Source organism: Streptomyces fungicidicus, from assembly GCF_003665435.1.
GTDB lineage: Bacteria > Actinomycetota > Actinomycetes > Streptomycetales > Streptomycetaceae > Streptomyces > Streptomyces fungicidicus.
On sequence record NZ_CP023407.1, the window covers coordinates 2,814,057 to 2,834,258 of the forward strand.

The 20,202-nt window shown below is 71.8% G+C and carries 17 protein-coding genes; 11 read left to right on the forward strand and 6 right to left on the reverse strand.

Features of this window, described 5'->3' with window-relative positions; all coding sequences use genetic code 11:
* Positions 1-2: 2 nt before the first annotated feature.
* Both CNQ36_RS12630 and speB read right to left on the reverse strand, forming a co-directional pair.
* Positions 3-1,688, reverse strand: a complete 1,686-nt coding sequence (locus CNQ36_RS12630; RefSeq protein ID WP_121546070.1) for a thiamine pyrophosphate-binding protein — start codon at positions 1,686-1,688, stop codon at positions 3-5.
* A complete protein-coding gene (gene speB, locus CNQ36_RS12635) occupies positions 1,685-2,653 on the reverse strand; it encodes an agmatinase (protein ID WP_004931144.1) in 969 nt (322 codons plus the stop codon). The genes CNQ36_RS12630 and speB overlap by 4 nt, the downstream gene beginning before the upstream one ends.
* 153 nt (positions 2,654-2,806) lie before the next feature.
* Here speB and CNQ36_RS12640 point away from each other — a divergent pair, with 153 nt between their 5' ends.
* Together CNQ36_RS12640 and CNQ36_RS12645 are read left to right on the forward strand one after the other, a co-directional pair.
* The gene (locus CNQ36_RS12640) at positions 2,807-4,474 is read left to right on the forward strand and encodes a PucR family transcriptional regulator (protein ID WP_121546071.1); all 1,668 of its coding nucleotides are present in this window, start codon (positions 2,807-2,809) and stop codon (positions 4,472-4,474) included.
* Between the two features lie 112 nt (positions 4,475-4,586).
* Entirely contained in the window at positions 4,587-5,375 is a 789-nt protein-coding gene (locus CNQ36_RS12645; protein ID WP_004931141.1) for a phosphatase, read from the forward strand.
* A 4-nt stretch (positions 5,376-5,379) separates the two neighbouring features.
* Here CNQ36_RS12645 and tesB read toward each other — a convergent pair whose 3' ends face one another.
* From tesB to CNQ36_RS12660, 3 genes are all read right to left on the reverse strand, one after another.
* Positions 5,380-6,246, reverse strand: coding sequence for an acyl-CoA thioesterase II (tesB, locus tag CNQ36_RS12650; RefSeq protein ID WP_121546072.1), 867 nt, complete (start codon positions 6,244-6,246; stop codon positions 5,380-5,382).
* A gap of 35 nt (positions 6,247-6,281) precedes the next feature.
* Complete coding sequence (locus CNQ36_RS12655) at positions 6,282-7,439, reverse strand: acyl-CoA dehydrogenase family protein (RefSeq protein ID WP_004931138.1); 1,158 nt, start codon at positions 7,437-7,439, stop codon at positions 6,282-6,284.
* 116 nt (positions 7,440-7,555) lie between these two features.
* Positions 7,556-8,155, reverse strand: coding sequence for an SACE_7040 family transcriptional regulator (locus CNQ36_RS12660; RefSeq protein WP_004931137.1), 600 nt, complete (start codon positions 8,153-8,155; stop codon positions 7,556-7,558).
* A gap of 87 nt (positions 8,156-8,242) precedes the next feature.
* Between CNQ36_RS12660 and CNQ36_RS12665 the strand changes: the two genes are divergently transcribed.
* The 5 genes from CNQ36_RS12665 (at position 8,243) to CNQ36_RS12685 (ending at position 14,441) form a co-directional block, all read left to right on the forward strand.
* Positions 8,243-9,859 (forward strand): carboxyl transferase domain-containing protein, encoded by a 1,617-nt coding sequence (locus tag CNQ36_RS12665; protein ID WP_004931133.1) that lies wholly within the window; start codon positions 8,243-8,245, stop codon positions 9,857-9,859.
* Positions 9,860-9,885: 26 nt separating this feature from the next.
* A complete protein-coding gene (locus CNQ36_RS12670; protein WP_121546073.1) occupies positions 9,886-11,832 on the forward strand; it encodes an ATP-binding protein in 1,947 nt (648 codons plus the stop codon).
* Entirely contained in the window at positions 11,829-12,776 is a 948-nt protein-coding gene (locus CNQ36_RS12675) for a hydroxymethylglutaryl-CoA lyase (RefSeq protein WP_121546074.1), read from the forward strand. The genes CNQ36_RS12670 and CNQ36_RS12675 overlap by 4 nt, the downstream gene beginning before the upstream one ends.
* Before the next feature lie 5 nt (positions 12,777-12,781).
* Positions 12,782-13,942: an acyl-CoA dehydrogenase family protein gene (locus CNQ36_RS12680; protein ID WP_004931128.1), complete on the forward strand. Its 1,161-nt coding sequence runs from the start codon at positions 12,782-12,784 to the stop codon at positions 13,940-13,942.
* Between the two features lie 61 nt (positions 13,943-14,003).
* Positions 14,004-14,441: a glutaredoxin domain-containing protein gene (locus tag CNQ36_RS12685; protein ID WP_121546075.1), complete on the forward strand. Its 438-nt coding sequence runs from the start codon at positions 14,004-14,006 to the stop codon at positions 14,439-14,441.
* Positions 14,442-14,510: 69 nt separating this feature from the next.
* On the opposite strand, the gene CNQ36_RS12690 is transcribed toward CNQ36_RS12685, so the two are convergent.
* Positions 14,511-14,756, reverse strand: a complete 246-nt coding sequence (locus CNQ36_RS12690) for a helix-turn-helix domain-containing protein (RefSeq protein WP_086014764.1) — start codon at positions 14,754-14,756, stop codon at positions 14,511-14,513.
* 466 nt (positions 14,757-15,222) lie between these two features.
* Here CNQ36_RS12690 and CNQ36_RS12695 point away from each other — a divergent pair, with 466 nt between their 5' ends.
* The 4 genes from CNQ36_RS12695 (at position 15,223) to CNQ36_RS12710 (ending at position 19,982) form a co-directional block, all read left to right on the forward strand.
* Positions 15,223-17,469, forward strand: a complete 2,247-nt coding sequence (locus tag CNQ36_RS12695; protein ID WP_121546076.1) for a glycoside hydrolase domain-containing protein — start codon at positions 15,223-15,225, stop codon at positions 17,467-17,469.
* Between the two features lie 8 nt (positions 17,470-17,477).
* Positions 17,478-17,969 (forward strand): hypothetical protein, encoded by a 492-nt coding sequence (locus CNQ36_RS12700; RefSeq protein WP_228312962.1) that lies wholly within the window; start codon positions 17,478-17,480, stop codon positions 17,967-17,969.
* Complete coding sequence (locus CNQ36_RS12705) at positions 17,966-18,724, forward strand: twin-arginine translocation signal domain-containing protein (protein WP_121546077.1); 759 nt, start codon at positions 17,966-17,968, stop codon at positions 18,722-18,724. Before CNQ36_RS12700 ends, CNQ36_RS12705 begins: the two co-directional genes overlap by 4 nt.
* Before the next feature lie 211 nt (positions 18,725-18,935).
* On the forward strand, positions 18,936-19,982 hold the full coding sequence (locus tag CNQ36_RS12710) for an ABC transporter substrate-binding protein (protein ID WP_121546078.1): 1,047 nt from the start codon (positions 18,936-18,938) through the stop codon (positions 19,980-19,982).
* Positions 19,983-20,202: the final 220 nt, after the last annotated feature.

Here is a 20,202-nt window from a genome sequence, read left to right on the forward strand (position 1 = left end):
GCTCAGCCCCGGTGCGTCGGCGCGAACATGCGCAGGACGGCGGGGAGCACGACGACCGCCGGGCCCGGGGTGGACAGCGCCTCGGCGAGGTCGCGTTCCAGGGTCTCGGGGGTGGTGCGCAGGCCCGGGACGCCGAACGACTCGGCGAGGGCCACGAAGTCGGGGCCGGTCAGCTCCGTCGCCGTGGGTTCGCCGAAGGCGTCGGTCATGTACTCGCGGAGGATGCCGTAGCCGCCGTCGTCGACGATGAGCCAGGTGACGTCGAGGCCGTACTGGCGGGCGGTGGCCAGTTCGGCGACCGAGTACGGGGCGCCGCCGTCGCCGGAGACCGCGAGGACGGGGTGGGTGGGGTCGGCGACGGCCGCGCCGAGGGCGGCCGGGAAGGCGTAGCCGAGGCCGCCGGCGCCCTGCGCGGAGTGCAGATGGTTGGGGCCCATGGCGTCGAACGCGGACCAGGCCCAGTAGGCCAGGATCGTCATGTCCCAGAAGGACGGCGAGCCGGTGGGCAGGGCGCGCCGGACCGCGGTCAGCACCTGCTGCTCCAGGCCGAGTTCCTGGGAGGCGAGGCGCTCACGGACACGGTCCAGCACTCCCCGTACCCGCTCGGGCGCCGTCGCGTCCTCGCGCGGCTGCACCGTCTCGAGGAGCGCCTGGAGCGCGAGCCGGGCGTCGGCGTGGATGCCGAGGCCCGGGTGGTTGGACTCCAGCTTGCCGAGGTCGGCCTCGATCTGGACGACCCGGCCGCGGGGCCTGAACGTGTGGTAGTTCGAGGAGAGTTCGCCGAGGCCCGAGCCGACGACGAGGAGGACGTCCGCGTCCTCCAGGAAGTCGGTGGTGTGCCGGTCCTCCAGCCAGGACTGGAGCGACAGCGGGTGGGTCCAGGGGAAGGCGCCCTTGCCGCCGGGGGTGGTGACGACGGGGGCCCGGAGGCGCTCGGCGAGCTGCCTCAGCTTCCCGGAGGCGTCCGAGCGGACCACTCCCCCGCCCGCGATGATCGCCGGACGGTCGGCGTTCGCCAGCAGATGGGCGGCGAGCGCGGTGAGTTCGGGGCGCGGGGGCAGCTCGTCGGGGGTGGCGTCCATCGCGGTCACCACCGGCAGCATCGTCTCCGCGAGGAGGACGTCCTGCGGGATCTCCACCCACACCGGGCCGTGCGGGACGGTCAGCGCCGACTTCCAGGCCCCGGCGATCGCCGAGGGGATCTGGGACGCCGTGCGCGCGGTGTGCACGGACTTGACGACGCCCCGGAACGAGGCCGCCTGGTCGGGGAGTTCGTGCAGATAGCCGTGGCGGCCACCGCCGAGCCCGGGCGTCGGGACCTGACTGCTGATCGCCAGGACGGGCGCGGAGGCCGCGGCGGCCTCCTGGAGCGCGGCCAGGGAGGTGAGGGCTCCGGGTCCGGTGGACAGCAGGAGCGGGGCGGCCTCGCCGGTGATCCGGCCGTAGGCGTCCGCCGCGAAGGCGGCGTTGTTCTCCACCCGCAGGCCGACATAGCGCAGGTCGGAGCGGCGCAGGGCGTCGAACACGCCGAGGGCGTGCTGGCCGGGCAGGCCGAAGACGGTGGTCGCGCCGAGCCCGGCCAGGGTCTCCACGACCAGGTCCCCGCCGGTGCGCCCGGGCGGAGGATTCAGCGCGGCCTCCGTCTGCGCGGCGGTCGGGCGGAGCACCAGGTCGTGGTCGTGGGTCACTGCGCGCGGGCCTCCGCAATCTGACGGGACATGATCGTGGTCAGCTCGTACGCCGTGTGGGACGCGGCGACCGAGGTGATCTCGGCGTGATCGTAGGCCGGGGCCACCTCGACGACGTCCGCCGACACCAGGTTGCACGAGGCCAGCCCGCGCAGGATCTCCAGCAGCTCGCGGGAGGTCATGCCGCCGGCCTCGGGGGTGCCGGTGCCGGGGGCGTGCGCCGGGTCGAGGCAGTCGATGTCGATGGAGATGTACAGCGGGCGGTCGCCGATGCGCTGACGCAGCTGGTCGGCGACCTCGTCGGCGCCCCGGCGGTAGACGTCCGCGGAGGTGACGATGCCGAAGCCCATCTTCTCGTCGTCGGTGAGGTCCTGCTTGCCGTAGAGCGGGCCGCGGGTGCCGACGTGGGAGAGGGCGGAAGTGTCGAGGATTCCCTCCTCCACGGCCCGGCGGAACGGGGTGCCGTGGGTGTACTCGGCGCCGAAGTAGGTGTCCCAGGTGTCCAGGTGGGCGTCGAAGTGGAGCAGGGCGACCGGGCCGTGCTTCTTCGCGACCGAGCGGAGCAGCGGCAGGGCGATGGTGTGGTCGCCGCCGAGGGTCATCAGCCGGGCGCCGGTGCCGAGGAGGTCGTCGGCGGCGGCCTCGACCGTCTCCACGGCCTCGTTGATGTTGAACGGGTTCACGGCGATGTCGCCGCCGTCCGCGACCTGGGCGAGGGCGAAGGGCGAGGCGTCCTGCGCGGGGTTGTAGGGGCGCAGCAGCCGGGACGCCTCACGGATGGCGTTGCCGCCGAAGCGGGCGCCCGGCCGGTAGGAGACGCCCGAGTCGAACGGCACGCCCACCACGGCGACGTCGGCGCGGCCCACCTCGTCGAGGCGGGGCAGCCGGGCGAAGGTCGCGGGGCCCGCGTAGCGGGGGACGCGGGAGGAGTCGACGGGACCGCGGGGCGTCTCGTTACTGCTCATGGGGGCTGCCTTCTTTCCTGCTCTTCGCCTCGGCGCATCCATCCGCCCGCACGCGCGGGCTGCCGCTCTGTCCCGACCATAGAGGGGCGGAAAGCATCTGCGAAGTGTACGTTTCCTCCATTCCCGCCGCACGGACTGGAGGAAGTGTCCAGCATGACGGACCCCACGGTTCCGCCCACGCCACCCGTGCACCTGCAGGCGCTCCTGGCGCGCGAGGACCTCGGACTGCGCCGGATCGCCGGGCCCGACGACCCCGGCACCGTCATCCGCTGGGCGCACGCCTCCGAGATGGCGGACCCGTATCCGTACCTGCTGGGCGGTGAGCTGCTGCTGTCGGCGGGGGTGCACATCCCGGAGGGGGCGGGGCCGGGGTATTTCGACGCCTACGTCTCACGGATCGTGGCGGCGGGCGGGGCGGCGCTCGGGTTCGGCGTGGCGCCGGTGCACGAGGCGGTGCCCAAGGCGCTGGTGGAGGCGTGCGAGATGCACGGGCTGCCGCTGCTGGAGGTGCCGCCCCGGACCACCTTCTCGGCGGTGGCGCGGGCGGTCTGGCAGCTGATGGCGCAGGCCCGGCTGGCGGAGCTGCGCCGGGTCACGGAGGCCCAGCAGAGCCTCGCCGCGGCGGCGACACGCCCCGACCCGCTCCGTCCGGTACTCCGCCGGCTGGCCCAGCGGCTCAACGGCTGGGCCGCCCTCTACGCCCCGGACACCACCGAACTCGCCGCCTCGGGCCCCCCTCCACCCCCAACCGCCCACCATGCCCTCACCAACCTGACCCAGGCACTACGCCCCTCCGACCCCACCACCCCGGCCGCGGGCAGCCCTCCCCCCGCGGCCGTAGGCAGCCCTCCCGCCGCAGCCGCGGGCAGTCGTGCCGCCGCAGCTGCGGGCAGTCGTGCCGCCGCAGCTGCGGGCAGTCGTGCCGCTGGGGCGGCACGGGTGGGCGCAGCTGCGCCCGGAAAGCACCGGCAAGCGACACCCACCCCCGGCGAGCACCGGCAGGCGCCCCCCACCCCCACCTCCGCCAGCGACACAGTCGACGGCACCCACCTCGCCGCCTACGCCCTCGGCACAGGCCACGGCTTCGTCCTCGCCGTGGCCACCCCCCACCGCACCCCCGGCGACCACACCATCGCCTCCGTGGCGGCCGCCCTGCTCACCCTCCTCACCGGCCAGCTCCAGAGCAGCACCGCAACAGCCAGATCGTCCGCACTCGTACGCCTGCTCCTCGGCACCCCGCCCCCGGACGTGGCCCCCCTGCTCGGCGCGGAGCGGTGGCACATGGTGCACGCCCGCCCGGACGGCCAGGCACCCCCGGACCCCCTCGCCGCCGCCGCGCTGGGCACGGCCCTGGGGTCCGCCCTGGTGGACCCGGCGGGCGAGACCGTACGGGTCCTGGTGCCCGCCGACCACCCCGTGGAGCCACTGCCCGGCTGGACCCTGGGCGTCAGCACCGCCGTCGCCCCGGAGGACTGGCCGGCCGCCGACACCCAGGCCGCCCGCGCCCTGGCCCGCGCCCGCGCCACCCGCACCCGGCTGCTGCGGCACGGCGACCGCCCCGCCCTGGCCGACCTCGTCCCGCCGCACGACGCGGACGCCCACGCCCGGTCGCTGCTCGCCCCGATAGCCACCCCCGCACTCACCGACACCCTGCGCACCTGGCTCTCCCTGCACGGCAGCTGGGACCGTACGGCGGTGGCCCTGTCCGTGCACCGCAACACCGTGCGGCAGCGGATCGCCCGGTGCGCGGCCCTGCTGGACGCGGACCTGGACGACCCGGACGTGCGGATGGAGCTGTGGTTCGCGCTGCGGCGCACCTGAGCCGTACCGGCGGGCACTGAGTAGCCGTACGGAGTCGGCTGAGTACGTGACGCACGTCCCAGCGCGCGATACGCCAGGGACGCCCACAGTGCGCTGCCTCACAATGGGGGGCATGCCGATACCCGGGACACCCAGCCGCGCCGAACTCCTCGAACACCTCGTCGCCACGCGCATCGCGGGCGATGTCGCCACGCCGCGCGAGAACAACCTCTCCCACTACCGCAAGCTGGCGAACGGCGACCGCCACTTCTGGCTCGGCCTGGAACTCGGCGACCGCTGGACCGACGAGCAGGACGTGCTCGCGGTGATGGCGGAACGGGTCGGCGTCAACGACGATCCCGAGCACCGGTACGGGCAGGACACCATCGACCCGGAGCTGACGGTCGCCGGGCTCGAGCGCATGGCCGGGCGGCTGCGCAAGGCGGCGGACGGGCAGCAGCGGGTGCTGTTCGCGACCGGCCACCCGGGCGGGCTGCTGGACGTGCACCGGGCGACGGCCGACGCGCTGCGGGCGGCCGGCTGCGAGATCGTGGTCATCCCGGACGGGCTGACCACGGACGAGGGCTATGTGATGCAGTTCGCGGACGTGGCGGTGCTGGAGCACGGCGCCACGCTCTGGCACACGCACTCCGGCGAGCCGATGAAGGCGATCCTGACGGCGCTGGAGCGCGCGGGCCGCCCGCTGCCGGACCTGGTCGTCGCCGACCACGGCTGGGCGGGGTACGCCGGACAGCACGGCGTCGACTCCGTCGGCTACGCCGACTGCAACGACCCGGCCCTCTTCGTCGCCGAGTCCGAGGGCACCGTCCAGGTCACGGTCCCCCTCGACGACCACGTCACCAGCCCCCGCCACTACGACCCGATGACGGCCTACCTGCTGACGGAGGCGGGGCTCGTCTGAACGGTCACCGCGGGACGCGGACCACGCCCTCCTGGATGACCGTGACCGCGAGGCGGCCGTCGCGGGTGTGGATGCGGGCCTGGCCCAGACCCCGGCCGCCGTGGGCGGACGGGGACTGCTGGTCGTACAGCAGCCACTCGTCGGCGCGGAACGGGCGGTGGAACCACATGGCGTGGTCCAGGGACGCGCCGACGACGTCGCCGACGGCCCAGCCGCCGCGCCCGTGGGCGAGGAGGACGGAGTCGAGCAGCGTCATGTCGGAGACGTACGTGGCGAGGACGACGTGCAGCAGGGGGTCGTCCGCGAGCTTGCCGTTGGTGCGGAACCACACCTGGGAGTGGGGTTCGCGGGGCTCGCCGAAGCGGCCGTAGGGCGGCTCGTCGACGTAGCGAAGGTCGACGGCGGCACGGGCCTCGAGGAAGCGTTCCACGACCTCGGGGGCGAGGTGGGAGTAGCCGCGCAGCCGTTCCTCCGAGGTGGGCAGCGTCTCCGGGTCGGGGGACGGCGGCATCGGCTCCTGGTGGTCCAGGCCCTCCTCGTACGTCTGGAAGGACGCCGAGAGGTGGAAGATCGGCTTTCCGTGCTGGACCGCGACCACCCGCCGGGTGGTGAAGGAGCGGCCGTCGCGGATCCGGTCGACGGTGTAGACGATCGGAGCGCCGGGGTCGCCGGGGCGCAGGAAGTACGCGTGCAGGGAGTGGGCGGGCCGGTCCTCGGGGACGGTCCGCCCGGCGGCGACGAGCGCCTGCGCGGCGACCTGCCCGCCGAAGACGCGGGGGACGACGGCGGAGCGCGACCGGCCGCGGAAGATGTTCTCCTCGATCTGCTCGAGGTCGAGCAGATCGAGGAGATCCTGGAGTGCCTGACTCATGAGGTCAGTTGTATACGGCAGGGATTTCCGGGACCTTACAGCCCCATGTCCTTGGCGATGATCGACTTCATGATCTCGCTGGTGCCGCCGTAGATGCGGTTGACGCGGTTGTCCGCGTACAGGCGGGCGATCGGGTACTCGTTCATGTAGCCGTAGCCGCCGTGCAGCTGGAGGCAGCGGTCGATGACACGGTGCGCCACCTCGGTGCAGAACAGCTTGGCGGAGGCGGCCTCGGCGGGGGTGAGCTCGCCGGCGTCCAGGGCCTCGGTGGCGCGGTCGGCGACGGCCTCGGCGGCGTCCACCTCGGCCTGGCAGGCGGCCAGCTCGAACTTGGTGTTCTGGAAGTGGGCGACCGGCTTGCCGAAGACGGTGCGCTCCTGCACGTACTGCTTGGCGAACCGGACGGCGGCCTTGGCCTGGGCGTAGGCGCCGAAGGCTATGCCCCAGCGCTCGGAGGCCAGGTTGTGGCCGAGGTAGTAGAAGCCCTTGTTCTCCTCGCCGAGCAGGTCCTCGACGGGGACCTTGACGTCGACGAACGCCAGCTCGGCGGTGTCGGAGGTCTTCAGGCCGAGCTTGTCGAGCTTGCGGCCGACGGAGTAGCCCTCGGACTTGGTGTCCACGGCGAACAGCGAGATGCCGTGGCGGCGGTCCTCGGCCGTCGGGGCGGCGGTGCGGGCGCAGACGATCACCTTGTCGGCGTGGACGCCGCCGGTGATGAAGGTCTTGGCGCCGTTGAGGACGTAGTGCGTGCCGTCCTCGCTGAGCTTGGCGGTGGTCTTCATGCCCGCGAGGTCGGAGCCGGTGCCCGGCTCGGTCATCGCGATGGCCCACATCTCCTCGCCGGAGACGAACTTCGGCAGGAAGCGCTTCTTCTGCTCGTCGGTGGCGAGCATCTTGAGGTACGGCAGGGCGAGCAGCACGTGCACGCCGGAGCCGCCGAACTGGACGCCGGCGCGGGCGGTCTCCTCGTAGAGGACGGCCTCGAACTTGTGGGTGTCCATGCCCGCGCCGCCGAACTCCTCGGGCACGCTGATGCCGAAGATGCCCAGCTCACCGAGCTTGTAGTAGAAGTCGCGGGGCGCCTGGCCCGCCGCGAACCACTCGTCGTAGACGGGCACGACCTCGGCCTCGATGAAGGCGCGGATCGTCTCCCGGAACGCCTCGTGATCCTCGTTGAAAACCGTACGGCGCACTGTCCGCCACCTCCATAACCCGGGCATGTCTAAGCGCTTGCTCAGATCAAAGGTACCGGCGAGTATCCACAGCCGTCCAGGGCCCCCGCCCCGTAACCCTCGTCACTCCCCCGGGGTCATCGCGCGCCCGCCGCCGCGAACGCCCCGCGGGCCATCCGGTGCAGCAGCTCGGCGGTCCCCGCGCGGCCGGGCAGCGAGCCGGGGCGGGTCAGGTGCGGAGTGGAGTTGAGCAGGCCGAACACCGAGTGGACCGCCGAGCGGGCGGCCGGCTCGGCCAGCTCCGGGTACAGCTCGCGCACCACCCCGACCCACAGCTCGACGTACTGCCGCTGCAGCTGGCGGACCAGCTTGCGGTCGGTGTCCCGCAGGCGGTCCAGCTCACGGTCGTGCAGGGTGATGAGCGGGCGGTCGTCGAGAGCGAAGTCGATGTGCCCCTCGATCAGCGAGTCGAGGACCGCCTCGGGGGCCGCCGCGCCGTCGGCCTCCTGCAGGCGCCGCTTCGCGCCGGTCAGCAGCTGGCCGCTGATCCCCACCAGCAGTTCCGCGAGCATCGCGTCCTTGCCCGGGAAGTGCCGGTAGAGCCCGGGTCCGCTGATGCCGACCGCGGCGCCTATCTCGTCGACCCCGACACCGTGGAAACCGCGCTCGGCGAAGAGCCGGGCGGCCTCCTTGAGGATCTGCTCGCGGCGGGTGGGGGCGTCGGTTCTGGTGGCCATGAAGACGATTCTAGACAGCGAGGTTAGCGGTCGTTAACCTGGAGGAAATGCGTTAACGCTCATTAACAAGGTGAGGGGACCCGCAGGATGCATGAGGCACCGGAGCTTCACAGCGCGGCCGATCCCGCGTCCGAGGCCTTTCGGGCCAACGAGGAGGCGCACCGCGCGCTCGTCGAGGAGCTGCGCGGCAAGCTCGCCGCCGCCGCGCTCGGCGGCGGCGAGCGGGCGCGGGCGCGGCACACCGCGCGCGGGAAACTGCTCCCGCGCGACCGGGTGGACACCCTCCTCGACCCCGGCTCGCCCTTCCTGGAGCTGGCCCCGCTGGCGGCCGACGGGCTGTACGAGGGGCAGGCCCCGGCGGCCGGGGTGATCGCCGGGATCGGCCGGGTCAGCGGCCGGGAGTGCGTGGTCGTGGCCAACGACGCCACCGTCAAGGGCGGCACCTACTACCCGATGACGGTGAAGAAGCACCTGCGCGCCCAGGAGGTGGCCCTCGACAACCGGCTGCCCTGCGTCTACCTGGTCGACTCGGGCGGCGCCTTCCTGCCGATGCAGGACGAGGTCTTCCCGGACCGCGACCACTTCGGGCGGATCTTCTACAACCAGGCCCGGATGTCCGGCGCCGGCATCCCGCAGATCGCGGCGGTGCTCGGCTCGTGCACGGCGGGCGGCGCGTACGTCCCGGCGATGAGCGACGAGGCGGTCATCGTGCGCGGCCAGGGCACGATCTTCCTCGGCGGTCCCCCGCTGGTGAAGGCGGCCACCGGCGAGGTGGTCACGGCGGAGGAGCTGGGCGGCGGCGAGGTGCACTCGCGGGTGTCGGGTGTGACCGACCACCTCGCGGAGGACGACGCGCACGCGCTCAGGATCGTCCGCACCATCGTCTCCACGCTCCCCGCGCGCGGCTCCCTCCCCTGGGGCGTCGAGCCGGCCGCGGAGCCCAAGGTGGACCCGGCGGGGCTGTACGGGGCGGTGCCGGTCGACTCCCGCACCCCCTACGACGTGCGCGAGATCATCGCGCGGGTCGTGGACGGCTCCCGCTTCGCCGAGTTCAAGTCGGAGTTCGGGCAGACCCTGGTCACCGGCTTCGCCCGGATCCACGGCCACCCGGTGGGGATCGTCGCCAACAACGGCATCCTGTTCTCCGAGTCCGCCCAGAAGGGCGCCCACTTCATCGAGCTGTGCGACCAGCGCGGCATCCCGCTGGTGTTCCTGCAGAACATCTCGGGCTTCATGGTGGGCCGGGACTACGAGGCGGGCGGCATCGCCAAGCACGGCGCCAAGATGGTCACGGCGGTCGCCTGCACCCGGGTGCCGAAGCTGACGGTCGTGGTCGGCGGGTCGTACGGGGCGGGCAACTACTCGATGTGCGGGCGGGCGTACTCGCCCCGGTTCCTGTGGATGTGGCCCAACGCCAAGATCTCGGTGATGGGCGGCGAGCAGGCCGCCTCGGTGCTCGCCACGGTCAAGCGGGACCAGCTGGAGGCGCGCGGCGAGGAGTGGCCGGCCGGGGACGAGGACGCCTTCAAGGCCCCGATCCGTGCGCAGTACGAACATCAGGGGAACGCTTACTACGCGACGGCCCGCCTCTGGGACGACGGCGTGATCGACCCGATGGAGACCCGGCAGGTCCTGGGCCTGGCCCTGACCGCGTGCGCCAACGCGCCCCTGGGAGACCCCCAGTTCGGCGTCTTCCGGATGTGAGGGGACCCCTGACGATGACTGAGCAGATGTTCGAGACGGTGCTGGTGGCCAACCGGGGCGAGATCGCGGTCCGCGTCATCCGCACCCTGCGGTCGATGGGCGTGCGCTCGGTGGCCGTGTACTCCGACGCGGACGCCGACGCCCGGCACGTCCGGGAGGCCGACACGGCGGTGCGGATCGGACCCGCGCCGGCCGGGGAGAGCTATCTGTCGGTGGAGCGGCTGCTGGAGGCCGCCGCCCGCACCGGCGCCCAGGCGGTCCACCCGGGGTACGGGTTCCTCGCCGAGAACGCCGGGTTCGCGCGGGCGTGCGCCGAGGCGGGGCTGGTCTTCATCGGGCCCCCGGCGGACGCGATCGCCCTGATGGGCGACAAGATCCGCGCCAAGGAGACGGTGAAGGCGGCCGGGGTCCCGGTCGTGCCCGGCTCCAGCGGCAGCGGGCTGACCGACGGGCAGCTCGCCGAGGCGGCCCGGGAGATCGGTGTGCCGGTGCTGCTGAAGCCGTCCGCGGGCGGCGGCGGCAAGGGCATGCGCCTGGTGCGGGACGTCTCCGTGCTGGCCGACGAGATCGCCGCCGCGCGCCGCGAGGCCCGCGCCTCCTTCGGCGACGACACGCTGCTGGTCGAGCGGTGGATCGACCGCCCCCGGCACATCGAGATCCAGGTACTGGCCGACGGCCACGGCAACGTGGTGCACCTCGGCGAGCGCGAGTGCTCGCTGCAGCGCCGGCACCAGAAGATCATCGAGGAGGCGCCCAGTGTGCTCCTCGACGAGGAGACCCGCGCCGCGATGGGCGAGGCGGCGGTCCAGGCGGCCCGCTCCTGCGGCTACCGGGGCGCGGGCACGGTGGAGTTCATCGTCCCGGGCAACGACCCGTCGTCGTACTACTTCATGGAGATGAACACCCGCCTCCAGGTGGAGCACCCGGTCACCGAGCTGATCACCGGGCTCGACCTGGTGGAGTGGCAGCTCCGGGTGGCGGCGGGCGAGCCGCTCGGCTTCGGGCAGGACGGCGTCACGCTCACCGGACACGCGGTCGAGGCCCGTATCTGCGCCGAGGACCCGGCGCGCGGCTTCCTCCCCTCCGGCGGCACGGTGCTGAGGCTGCGCGAACCGCGGGGCGAGGGGGTGCGCACCGACTCCGGGCTGAGCGAGGGCACGGAGGTCGGCAGCCTCTACGACCCGATGCTGTCCAAGGTGATCGCGTACGGTCCCGACCGCGCGACGGCGCTGCGCCGGCTCCGGGCGGCGCTCGCCGGGACGGTCACGCTGGGCGTGCAGACCAACGCCGGGTTCCTGCGGCGGCTGCTGGCGCATCCGGCGGTGGTCGCGGGCGACATGGACACCGGGCTGGTGGAGCGGGAGGCGGAGGGCCTGGTCACGGCCGGCGTGCCCGAGGAGGTGTACGAGGCGGCCGCGGCTGTGCGTCTGGAGGCGCTGCGTCCGGGCGGGGAGGGCTGGACGGACCCGTTCTCCGTGCCGAGCGGCTGGCGCCTCGGGGGCCGGCCGCTGCCGGCCGCCTTCCCGTTGCGGGCGACGGGAGTCGACCCCGTCACGCACACCCCCCGGGGTTCCCACACGGTGGGCGAGGACCGGGTCTCCGTCACCCTGGACGGCGTACGCCACACCTTCCACCGGGCCGCCGACTGGATCGGCCGGGACGGCGACGCCTGGCACGTGCGCGACCACGACCCGGTCGCCGCGTCCCTCACCCGGGCCGGCCGGGCGGGCGCCGACTCGCTGACCGCGCCGATGCCCGGCACGGTGACGGTGGTGAAGGTCGCCGTCGGCGACGAGGTGGCCGCGGGCCAGAGCCTGCTGGTGGTGGAGGCGATGAAGATGGAGCACGTCATCTCCGCCCCGCACGCCGGCACGGTCGCCGAGCTGGACGTGGCGCCGGGCACGACCGTCGCCATGGACCAGGTGCTGGCGGTCATCGAGCCGGTGAAGCCGGTGAAGGAGGAGACGTCATGAACGCCCCGGAACTGGGCCTGCCGATGGCCGTGCCGGCCGGAGGGCTGCCCTCGCGGGTGCGGATCCACGAGGTGGGCGCGCGCGACGGGCTGCAGAACGAGAAGGCGACCGTGCCGACGGCCGTCAAGGCGGAGTTCATCCGCCGGCTGGCGGGCACGGGCCTGGGGACGATCGAGGCGACGAGCTTCGTGCACCCCCGGTGGGTGCCCCAGCTGGCGGACGCCGAGGAGCTGTACCCGGCGGTGTCCGACCTGCCGGTGTCGCTGCCGGTCCTGGTGCCCAACGCGCGCGGACTGGACCGTGCGCTGGCGCTGGGCGCCCGGCGGGTGGCGGTCTTCGCCAGCGCCACGGAGTCCTTCGCCAAGGCCAACCTCAACCGCACGGTGGACGAGGCGCTGGCGATGTTCGAGCCGGTGGTCGGCAGGGCGAAGGCGGAGGACCTCCATGTCCGCGGCTATCTGTCGATGTGCTTCGGCGACCCCTGGGAGGGCGCGGTCCCGGTCCCCCAGGTGGTCCGGGTGTGCCGGGCCCTGCTGGACATGGGCTGCGACGAGCTGAGCCTGGGCGACACCGTCGGGGTGGCCACCCCCGGCCATGTGACGGCCCTGCTCACCGCACTCACGGAGGCGGGCGTGCCGGTGTCCGCCCTCGGCGTGCACTTCCACGACACCTACGGACAGGCCCTCGCCAACACGCTGGCAGCGCTCCAGCAGGGCGTCAGCACGGTCGACGCCTCCGCCGGCGGCCTCGGCGGCTGCCCGTACGCGAAGTCCGCCACCGGCAACCTCGCCACCGAGGACCTCGTGTGGATGCTGCGCGGTCTCGGCATCGACACCGGGGTCGACCTCGGCCGTCTCGTCGCCACAAGCGTCTGGATGGCCGCCCACCTGGGACGGACCAGCCCGTCCCGCACCGTACGAGCCCTCTCCCACCAGGAGCAGTGAACGCCATGGACCACAAGCTCTCCCCCGAACTGGACGAACTCCGCCGCACGGTCGAGGAGTTCGCGCACGACGTGGTGGCGCCGAAGATCGGTGACTTCTACGAGCGTCACGAGTTCCCGTACGAGATCGTCCGGGAGATGGGCCGCATGGGTCTGTTCGGGCTGCCGTTCCCGGAGGAGTACGGCGGCATGGGCGGCGACTACTTCGCCCTCGGTGTGGCCCTGGAGGAGCTGGCCCGGGTCGACTCCTCGGTGGCCATCACCCTGGAGGCGGGGGTCTCGCTGGGCGCGATGCCGGTCCACCTCTTCGGCACCGAGGAGCAGAAGCGGGAGTGGCTGCCTCGGCTGTGCTCGGGCGAGATCCTGGGCGCGTTCGGTCTGACGGAGCCGGACGGCGGCAGCGACGCGGGCGCCACCCGTACGACGGCCCGGCTGGACGAGTCGACGGACGAGTGGGTCATCAACGGCGGCAAGTGCTTCATCACCAACTCGGGCACGGACATCACGGGCCTGGTCACGGTCACGGCGGTGACCGGGCGCAAGCCGGACGGCAAGCCGCTGATCTCGGCGATCATCGTCCCCTCGGGCACGCCGGGCTTCACGGTGGCGGCCCCGTACTCGAAGGTCGGGTGGAACGCCTCGGACACCCGGGAGCTGTCCTTCCAGGACGTCCGGGTGCCGGCCGCCAACCTCCTGGGCGAACAGGGGCGCGGCTACGCCCAGTTCCTGCGCATCCTGGACGAGGGCCGCATCGCCATCGCCGCGCTGGGCACGGGTCTGGCGCAGGGCTGCGTGGACGAGTCGGTGAAGTACGCCAAGGAGCGGCACGCGTTCGGCAGGCCGATCGGCGCCAACCAGGCCATACAGTTCAAGATCGCCGACATGGAGATGAAGGCCCACACGGCCCGTCTCGCCTGGCGCGACGCGGCGAGCCGGCTGGTGGCCGGCGAGCCCTTCAAGAAGGAGGCGGCGCTGGCGAAGCTGTACTCGTCCACGGTCGCCGTGGACAACGCCCGTGACGCCACCCAGATCCACGGCGGCTACGGCTTCATGAACGAGTACCCGGTGGCCCGCATGTGGCGCGACTCCAAGATCCTGGAGATCGGCGAGGGCACGAGCGAGGTCCAGCGGATGCTGATCGCGCGGGAGTTGGGCCTGGCGGGCTGACCCCTCCGGCCGAGCGGGCCGGTTCGAGAGGCCGTCCGGCCCGGGGATAGCCTGCGTCCTCATGATGCGCACGTGGATCTCGCCGGTACTGCTGCTGCTCTGCGGATCACTCGCCGCCACCGGGCTGGTCCGCGGCGGGAGCCCCGGCGAGGCCGCCGCGTTCCTGCTGATGTTCACGCTGCTCGCGGCGGTGCACTCGCCCCTGGTCTTCCCGAGGTCGGTGGGCGCGCCGGAGGCGGAGCGCCGCGGCGCGGCCGACGGCCGGCCGGTCGTCTACTGGCGGCCGGGCTGTGTGTACTGCCTGCGGCTGCGCTTCCGGCTGGGCCGTCGCGCCCGCCGGGCGCACTGGGTGAACATCTGGCGCGACCCGGCCGGGGCGGCAGCGGTGCGGGCGGCCAACGAGGGCAACGAGACCGTGCCCACGGTCGTCGTGGGCGGCCGGCCGCACACCAACCCCGATCCCGGGTGGGTGCGCGAACAGCTCGCCCCCTCCGCCTGATCGGGAGGGGCGCCCTGCCGGCGGGGCGCCCCTGCCCGGAAGACCGCCGGCCCGGGGCCGGGTGCGGGCTCAGGCCGTGTTGAGCAACTCCCGGCCGAGTGGCCGTCCCCCGGCCTCCAGGCCGTCGAAGAGGCCCAGTTCCTGCGCCCTGGCTCCCAGGGCCACCCGCCCCGGGACCCCCCAGCGTCTCATCAACTGCTGTATGCGCCGCTGCACGGTCCGGTGTCCGAGCCCCAGACGCCGGCCGATCGCCGCGTCCCCGAGCCCCTGGTACAGCAGGCGCACGATCACCACATCCACCTGACCAACCGTCATTTTTGTGACCATCAGTAGCCCCCACGGAGAGCGTAGCCAGAGCCACCTTGTGGATGGCCCTTATGGAACCCTAAGTTCCTGAACCCCTGGGAAAACCAGCCGTCTCCATGCAAAACAGGCACACTGACCACCGTTCAGTTGGCGTGAATACGCCAAACCTCACGAGCGCGCGACCCTTCCCACACACCGGCACCGCACCGCCTCCACAGGCGGGACCCGGAGCCCCCTCTTTTTACGCGCCGCCGCGTTCAAACATTCCCGGCCAAACATTTCTGGCGTCATTGCGCCCACGCCTGGCATTCATTTCTCCGGGCATGCCGGGGACGGCGTAAATACGCCGCGCCATTCACACCCTTTGCCCGATTGTCCAGAAAAAGACGGCTGTCACTCCGCCCTCACCATCTCTAACTTTGCCCTGTTGACCGGCGTTTGCCGCGACCTTCCCCGCATCGAAAGAGAGCCGTCCATGGCCGACGAGATGGTGCTGCGTGCCCAGCGGTTCATCAACACGACCTACCCCAACATGCTGGGCATACCCAAGCTGGAGGAGAACGGTCAGACCAGTTGGACCGTGATGTACGCGCTCACCCGCGCTCTCCAGCTCGAGCTGGGCATCAGCTCGCTGTCCAACAATTTCGGCCCGACCACCCTGAACGCCCTGCAGTCAAAGTACCCGGTACTCAACGGCAGTACCGTACCCTCCGCCAATTTCGCCCGGATCATTCAGTCCGCCCTCTACTGCAAGGGATATGACGGCGGCGAGATCGACGGAAAGTACAACGACCGGGTCGCCGCCTCGGTGAGCAAGATGAAGTCGGACATGGGCGTCGCGGCGTCCTTCCCCGACTCCGGGAGCCTCTACCCCAAGGTGGTCAAGGGGCTGCTCAACATGGACCCCTATGTCACGGTGAACGGCGGAAGCGCGAAGATCCGCGAGATCCAGCAGTGGCTGAACGGGCGTTACATCGGCCGCCAGGACTTCTTCATCGTGCCGTGCGACGGCCACCACTCCCGCACCGTGGCCTCGTCCATGCTGTACGCCATCCAGTACGAGCTCGGCATGGCCGACGGAGTCGCCAACGGCAACTTCGGGCCGGGCACCAAGTCGGGCCTGGCCAGCCACACGCTCTCCGAGGGGTCCAGCGGCACCTGGGCGCAGCTCTACAGCGGCGCGCTGATCCTCAACCAGCGTGCGGCGACCCCGTTCACCTCCGTCTTCAACAGCACGGTCGCGAGCGAGACCGCCGCCTTCCAGGCGTTCGTGGCGCTCCCGGTGACCGGCAAGGGCGACTTCTCCACCTGGGCGTCGCTGCTGGTGTCGTACGGCGACCAGAACCGCAGGGGCGAGGCCTGCGACGGCGTCACGAAGATCACCCCGGCGCGCGCGGCGACCCTCAAGGCGGAGGGCATCAAGTACATCGGCCGCTATCTGATCAACCCGACGGGCGGCGCGCCCCTGGAGAAGGAGATCCAGGCCGGCGAGCTCCAGACCATCGCCGACAACGGGCTCCGCTGCTTCCCGATCTGGCAGACCTACGGCCGGGACGCCGAGGGGTTCAACTACCCGGCCGGCAACGCGGACGGCCTCGCCGCCGTCGCCGCCGCGCAGCGCCACGGCTTCAAGACGGGCGCCCGTATCTTCTTCGCGGTCGACTTCGACGCCTACGACTACGAGGTGACCGACGACATCCTGCCCTACTTCAAGGGCGTCGAGGACGCGATGGCGCTGTCCGGCAACCCCTACCGGGTCGGCGTCTACGGGCCGCGCAACGTGTGCATCCGGGTGTCCGAGGCGGGGCACGCCACGGCGAGCTTCGTCTCCGACATGTCCAGCGGCTTCTCCGGCAACTACGGCTACCCGCTGCCGGCGAGCTGGGCCTACGACCAGATCGTCACCCGGACCGTCGGCTCGGGCGACGGCGCCATCAACATCGACCACAACATCGCCTCGGGCCGTGACATCGGCGAGGGCTCCTTCAACCCCTCCCGCCTGGACAACGCGCCCGACGTCGCGTTCGACCTCTCGTCCTACTACCCGGCGATGCACACCGACATCAGCACCTACATGAAGTCGATCGGCTTCCCGGACTCGGACGCCAAGCGCATCTTCACGCACACCGAGTGCCTCGAGACGGTCATGGCCCACGACGCCCTGATCACGTCCCTGTCGAACACGTACAACATGCGCAAGGCGCTGATCCAGACCTCGGCCTACTGGGAGATGCGCCACTACGACGCGATCGACCTGACCGTGGACGCGGCGGTGACGTACTACCACACCGGGGTCGGGGGCGACGACATCTCCCCCGTCCGTGACTCCTCCACCGGCATCGCGCAGATCAGCGGCGACGTCGGCATCCGGGCCTGGAACTACTGCATCGGCAAGGGCTACGCCAGCGGCACCGTCCTCGACCCTGCCAAGGACGCGGACATCTGGACGATGTGGCACAAGGTCAACCAGGACAACGCCTACTCGGTCCGGACCGTGTCCCTCATCCACCTGTGGGACGCGGGCGGCAAGCCCGGCGGCAACAACGGCCCCGACGGCGAGACCGTGCTGCGCACCATGAGACTGGACTACACGCAGAAGGAGATCTTCGAGGTCCTGCGCCGCTATCAGGGCTGGGGAGACGAGGCCGAGGCGCACGCCACCAAGCGCATGGCGCTCTACCAGCTCTTCGAGAAGTACAACGGGCTGTCCCGGATGTACTAGGAGTAACAGTGGAAACCGATCCGTACGCGGGGCACAACCCCCTTGTCCTGCTTCTCGTCCTCCTCCTCTCCCTGGCGGCGGCCATCGCCCTGGCCGCCTACGGCTGCACGACGGCGGCCCGTCACGGTGCCGGACGCGGGGCTCCGCTGGTGCTGCTGCGGTCCTGCGGCGCGTTCGCGGCGGCCGGCGCGGCCTGCCTGTACGCCTGGGGCACCGTGCACCTGCTGACGCTGGACGAGACGAGGCGGGACGCCGCGTGCAAGGAGGCGGTGGGACCGGCGCACGTCATGGAGATCGACTCCTACCGGCCCACCTACATCCCGCTCGGTCTCGGTTGCCACGTCAGGAGCGGCACCACCCATTCGACGGGCGTGCCCGGCTATCTCAATCCCGCGGCGGGCGCCCTCGCCTTCACGGCCGTCGCGATGGGCGGCTTCAGCCTGCTGGAATCCGAACGCCGGGCCACCCGGGACTTCAAGAGAGAGACAAGGCGTCCATGACGACATCCCGCCGTACCTTCCTCGCCCGGACCGCAGTGATCGCGGGCGTCGCAGCAGCGGCCACGCTGCCCTTCTCCGAGTACCTCGCCTCTCCCGCCCACGCGGCGGACCGTTATGCCGAGCCGAAGCACGTCAGGGACGCGGCCCGGCGCGCCCTGGCCCGCCACAAGCGCACCCGCTCCGGGAAGCCGAGCCCCAACGGCTGGGAGATGGAACTGGCCGCCGACAAGGGCGGGTCGGTGTGGACGCGTCCGGTGCCCGGCACCCCCGTCGAGGGGGTCGCCGTGCGGATCGGCGATGTGGAGACCGTGCTGGTCCATGTCGTCCGCCGGTTCCACTACGAGGTGGACGAACTGCGCGGGGGCGACGTGGTCGGCTGGCGCAGCCCGGCCACGGTGCGCCGGGGGCTGGCGGAGGCCAACCAGGCCTCCGGCACCGCGGTGCAGATCAGACCGGGTCACTACCCGAGCGGCGTCAAGGGCGGCTTCTTCGCCCCGCAGCAGCTCGTCATCCGTGACATCCTCGCCGAGCTGGAGGGCGTCGTCCGCTGGGGCGGGGACGACAAGAAGCCCGACGAGTCGCTGTTCTACGTCGCCGTGAAGCCCGGCAGCCCGCTGCTGGCCGAGGTGGCGGGCAAGCTGCGCGGCTGGCGGGAGGAGCCGGGCAAGGGGGCCGGCGGCCCGGTGGACGTGCAGTCCGGCAAGCGCCGCAGCGCGGCCAGGGAACTGGCCCGGGAGCAGAAGGCGGCCGCCTAGTCGCGCACCGGGGGCGATTCCGCCCGGAGCGAGGCCCATCTTCCGTGCCGATCGGCGGAGTTGGGCCTCGCAGCGCGTTGTCGCGAGGCAGGCGGCCCACTCACGGAATTGCGCTGGTGAGGGGCCCACACCTGGACAACCATTGAGGTTAGGCTAACCTACCTTCGAATTGTCCGGCGGGTTATCCGCCCCGTTCGAAGGCAGCGTACCCATGTCCAACGCCAGAGCCACCCACCTCACCCGACGCGGCGTTCTCGCCGCGGGCGGCGCGCTCGGCCTCGGGGCCGTGCTCGCGGCCTGCGGAGACGGTGACGAGAAAAGCGCCGGCTCGGACAAGGACGCGAACCCCGCGAAGTCCGGCCCGTGGAGCTTCAAGGACGACCGCGGCACCACCGTGAAGCTCGACAAGGTCCCCACGGCCATCGTGGCGTTCACCGGTGTCGCCGCCGCGCTGTACGACTACGGCATCGAGGTCAAGGGCGTCTTCGGCCCGACGAAGACCCCGGACGGCAAGGCCGACGTCCAGGCCGGCGACATGGACGTCAGCAAGCTGACGATCTTCGGCAACAAGTTCGACAGCTTCAACGTCGAGCAGTACGCGGCCTTCGGGCCCGAGGTGCTCATCAGCACGACGTTCGACGACGCCGGGACGCTCTGGTACGTCCCGGAGGCCTCCAAGGACAAGATCGCCAAGCTGGCCCCGAGCGTGGCCGTCTCCGTCTACGACCGGCAGATGCCGGAGCCGCTGCAGCGGATGGCCGAGCTGGCCGAATCGCTGGGCGCCGACATGAAGTCCGCGAAGGTCGTCGAGGCGAAGAAGAAGTTCGAGGCCGCCGCCGAGCGGCTGCGCAAGGCCGCCAAGGCGCGCCCGGAGATCCGGGTCATGGCGGGCTCCGCGGCGCAGGACGTCTTCTACGTCTCGGGCTCGAACTTCTCCATCGACCTTGAGTACTTCAAGGCCCTCGGGGTGAACCTGGTGGAGCCCTCGGAGGAGGCCAAGAAGCCCACCGGCGGCTGGTTCGAGACCCTGAGCTGGGAGAACGTCGACAAGTACCCGGCCGACGTCATCATCATGGACGACCGCGCCTCGACCATCCAGCCCGCCGACATCACCGAGGCGACCTGGAAGAAGCTCCCCGCGGTCAAGGCCGGCCAGGTCATCGCCCGCTCGCCCGAGCCGATCCTCTCCTACGACAAGTGCACGCCCCTGCTCGACAACCTCGCGGAGGCCATCGAGAAGGCCAAGAAGGTCGGCTGACCCCTCCCGCCCGGCCCCCTCAGCCGCCGCCCCGCCCGTTCCGCCTCCCTCCAGGCGGCGCGGCGGGGCGGCTCGGCGTGCTCGCGTCCGGAACCCCGCGGCGGGCATGTCGCCGTCACACTGCCGCAGTCAACTCGCCGGCCACAAAACGGACTTGAGCCCGACTACTCCTCGCGAGTGAGTGATGACAGTCACGGCCGTAACAGGTTTGAGGCCGAAA

Excerpts from the sequence above, each read along its gene's own strand:
- speB (WP_004931144.1), bottom strand. The coding sequence starts at position 2,653 with ATGAGCAGTAACGAGACGCCCCGCGGTCCCGTCGACTCCTCCCGCGTC.
- CNQ36_RS12640 (WP_121546071.1), top strand. The coding sequence starts at position 2,807 with ATGACGGACCCCACGGTTCCGCCCACGCCACCCGTGCACCTGCAGGCG.
- CNQ36_RS12645 (WP_004931141.1), top strand. The coding sequence starts at position 4,587 with ATGCCGATACCCGGGACACCCAGCCGCGCCGAACTCCTCGAACACCTC.
- tesB (WP_121546072.1), bottom strand. The coding sequence starts at position 6,246 with ATGAGTCAGGCACTCCAGGATCTCCTCGATCTGCTCGACCTCGAGCAG.
- CNQ36_RS12660 (WP_004931137.1), bottom strand. The coding sequence starts at position 8,155 with ATGGCCACCAGAACCGACGCCCCCACCCGCCGCGAGCAGATCCTCAAG.
- CNQ36_RS12665 (WP_004931133.1), top strand. The coding sequence starts at position 8,243 with ATGCATGAGGCACCGGAGCTTCACAGCGCGGCCGATCCCGCGTCCGAG.
- CNQ36_RS12670 (WP_121546073.1), top strand. The coding sequence starts at position 9,886 with ATGTTCGAGACGGTGCTGGTGGCCAACCGGGGCGAGATCGCGGTCCGC.
- CNQ36_RS12675 (WP_121546074.1), top strand. The coding sequence starts at position 11,829 with ATGAACGCCCCGGAACTGGGCCTGCCGATGGCCGTGCCGGCCGGAGGG.
- CNQ36_RS12680 (WP_004931128.1), top strand. The coding sequence starts at position 12,782 with ATGGACCACAAGCTCTCCCCCGAACTGGACGAACTCCGCCGCACGGTC.
- CNQ36_RS12685 (WP_121546075.1), top strand. The coding sequence starts at position 14,004 with ATGATGCGCACGTGGATCTCGCCGGTACTGCTGCTGCTCTGCGGATCA.
- CNQ36_RS12690 (WP_086014764.1), bottom strand. The coding sequence starts at position 14,756 with ATGACGGTTGGTCAGGTGGATGTGGTGATCGTGCGCCTGCTGTACCAG.
- CNQ36_RS12695 (WP_121546076.1), top strand. The coding sequence starts at position 15,223 with ATGGCCGACGAGATGGTGCTGCGTGCCCAGCGGTTCATCAACACGACC.
- CNQ36_RS12705 (WP_121546077.1), top strand. The coding sequence starts at position 17,966 with ATGACGACATCCCGCCGTACCTTCCTCGCCCGGACCGCAGTGATCGCG.
- CNQ36_RS12710 (WP_121546078.1), top strand. The coding sequence starts at position 18,936 with ATGTCCAACGCCAGAGCCACCCACCTCACCCGACGCGGCGTTCTCGCC.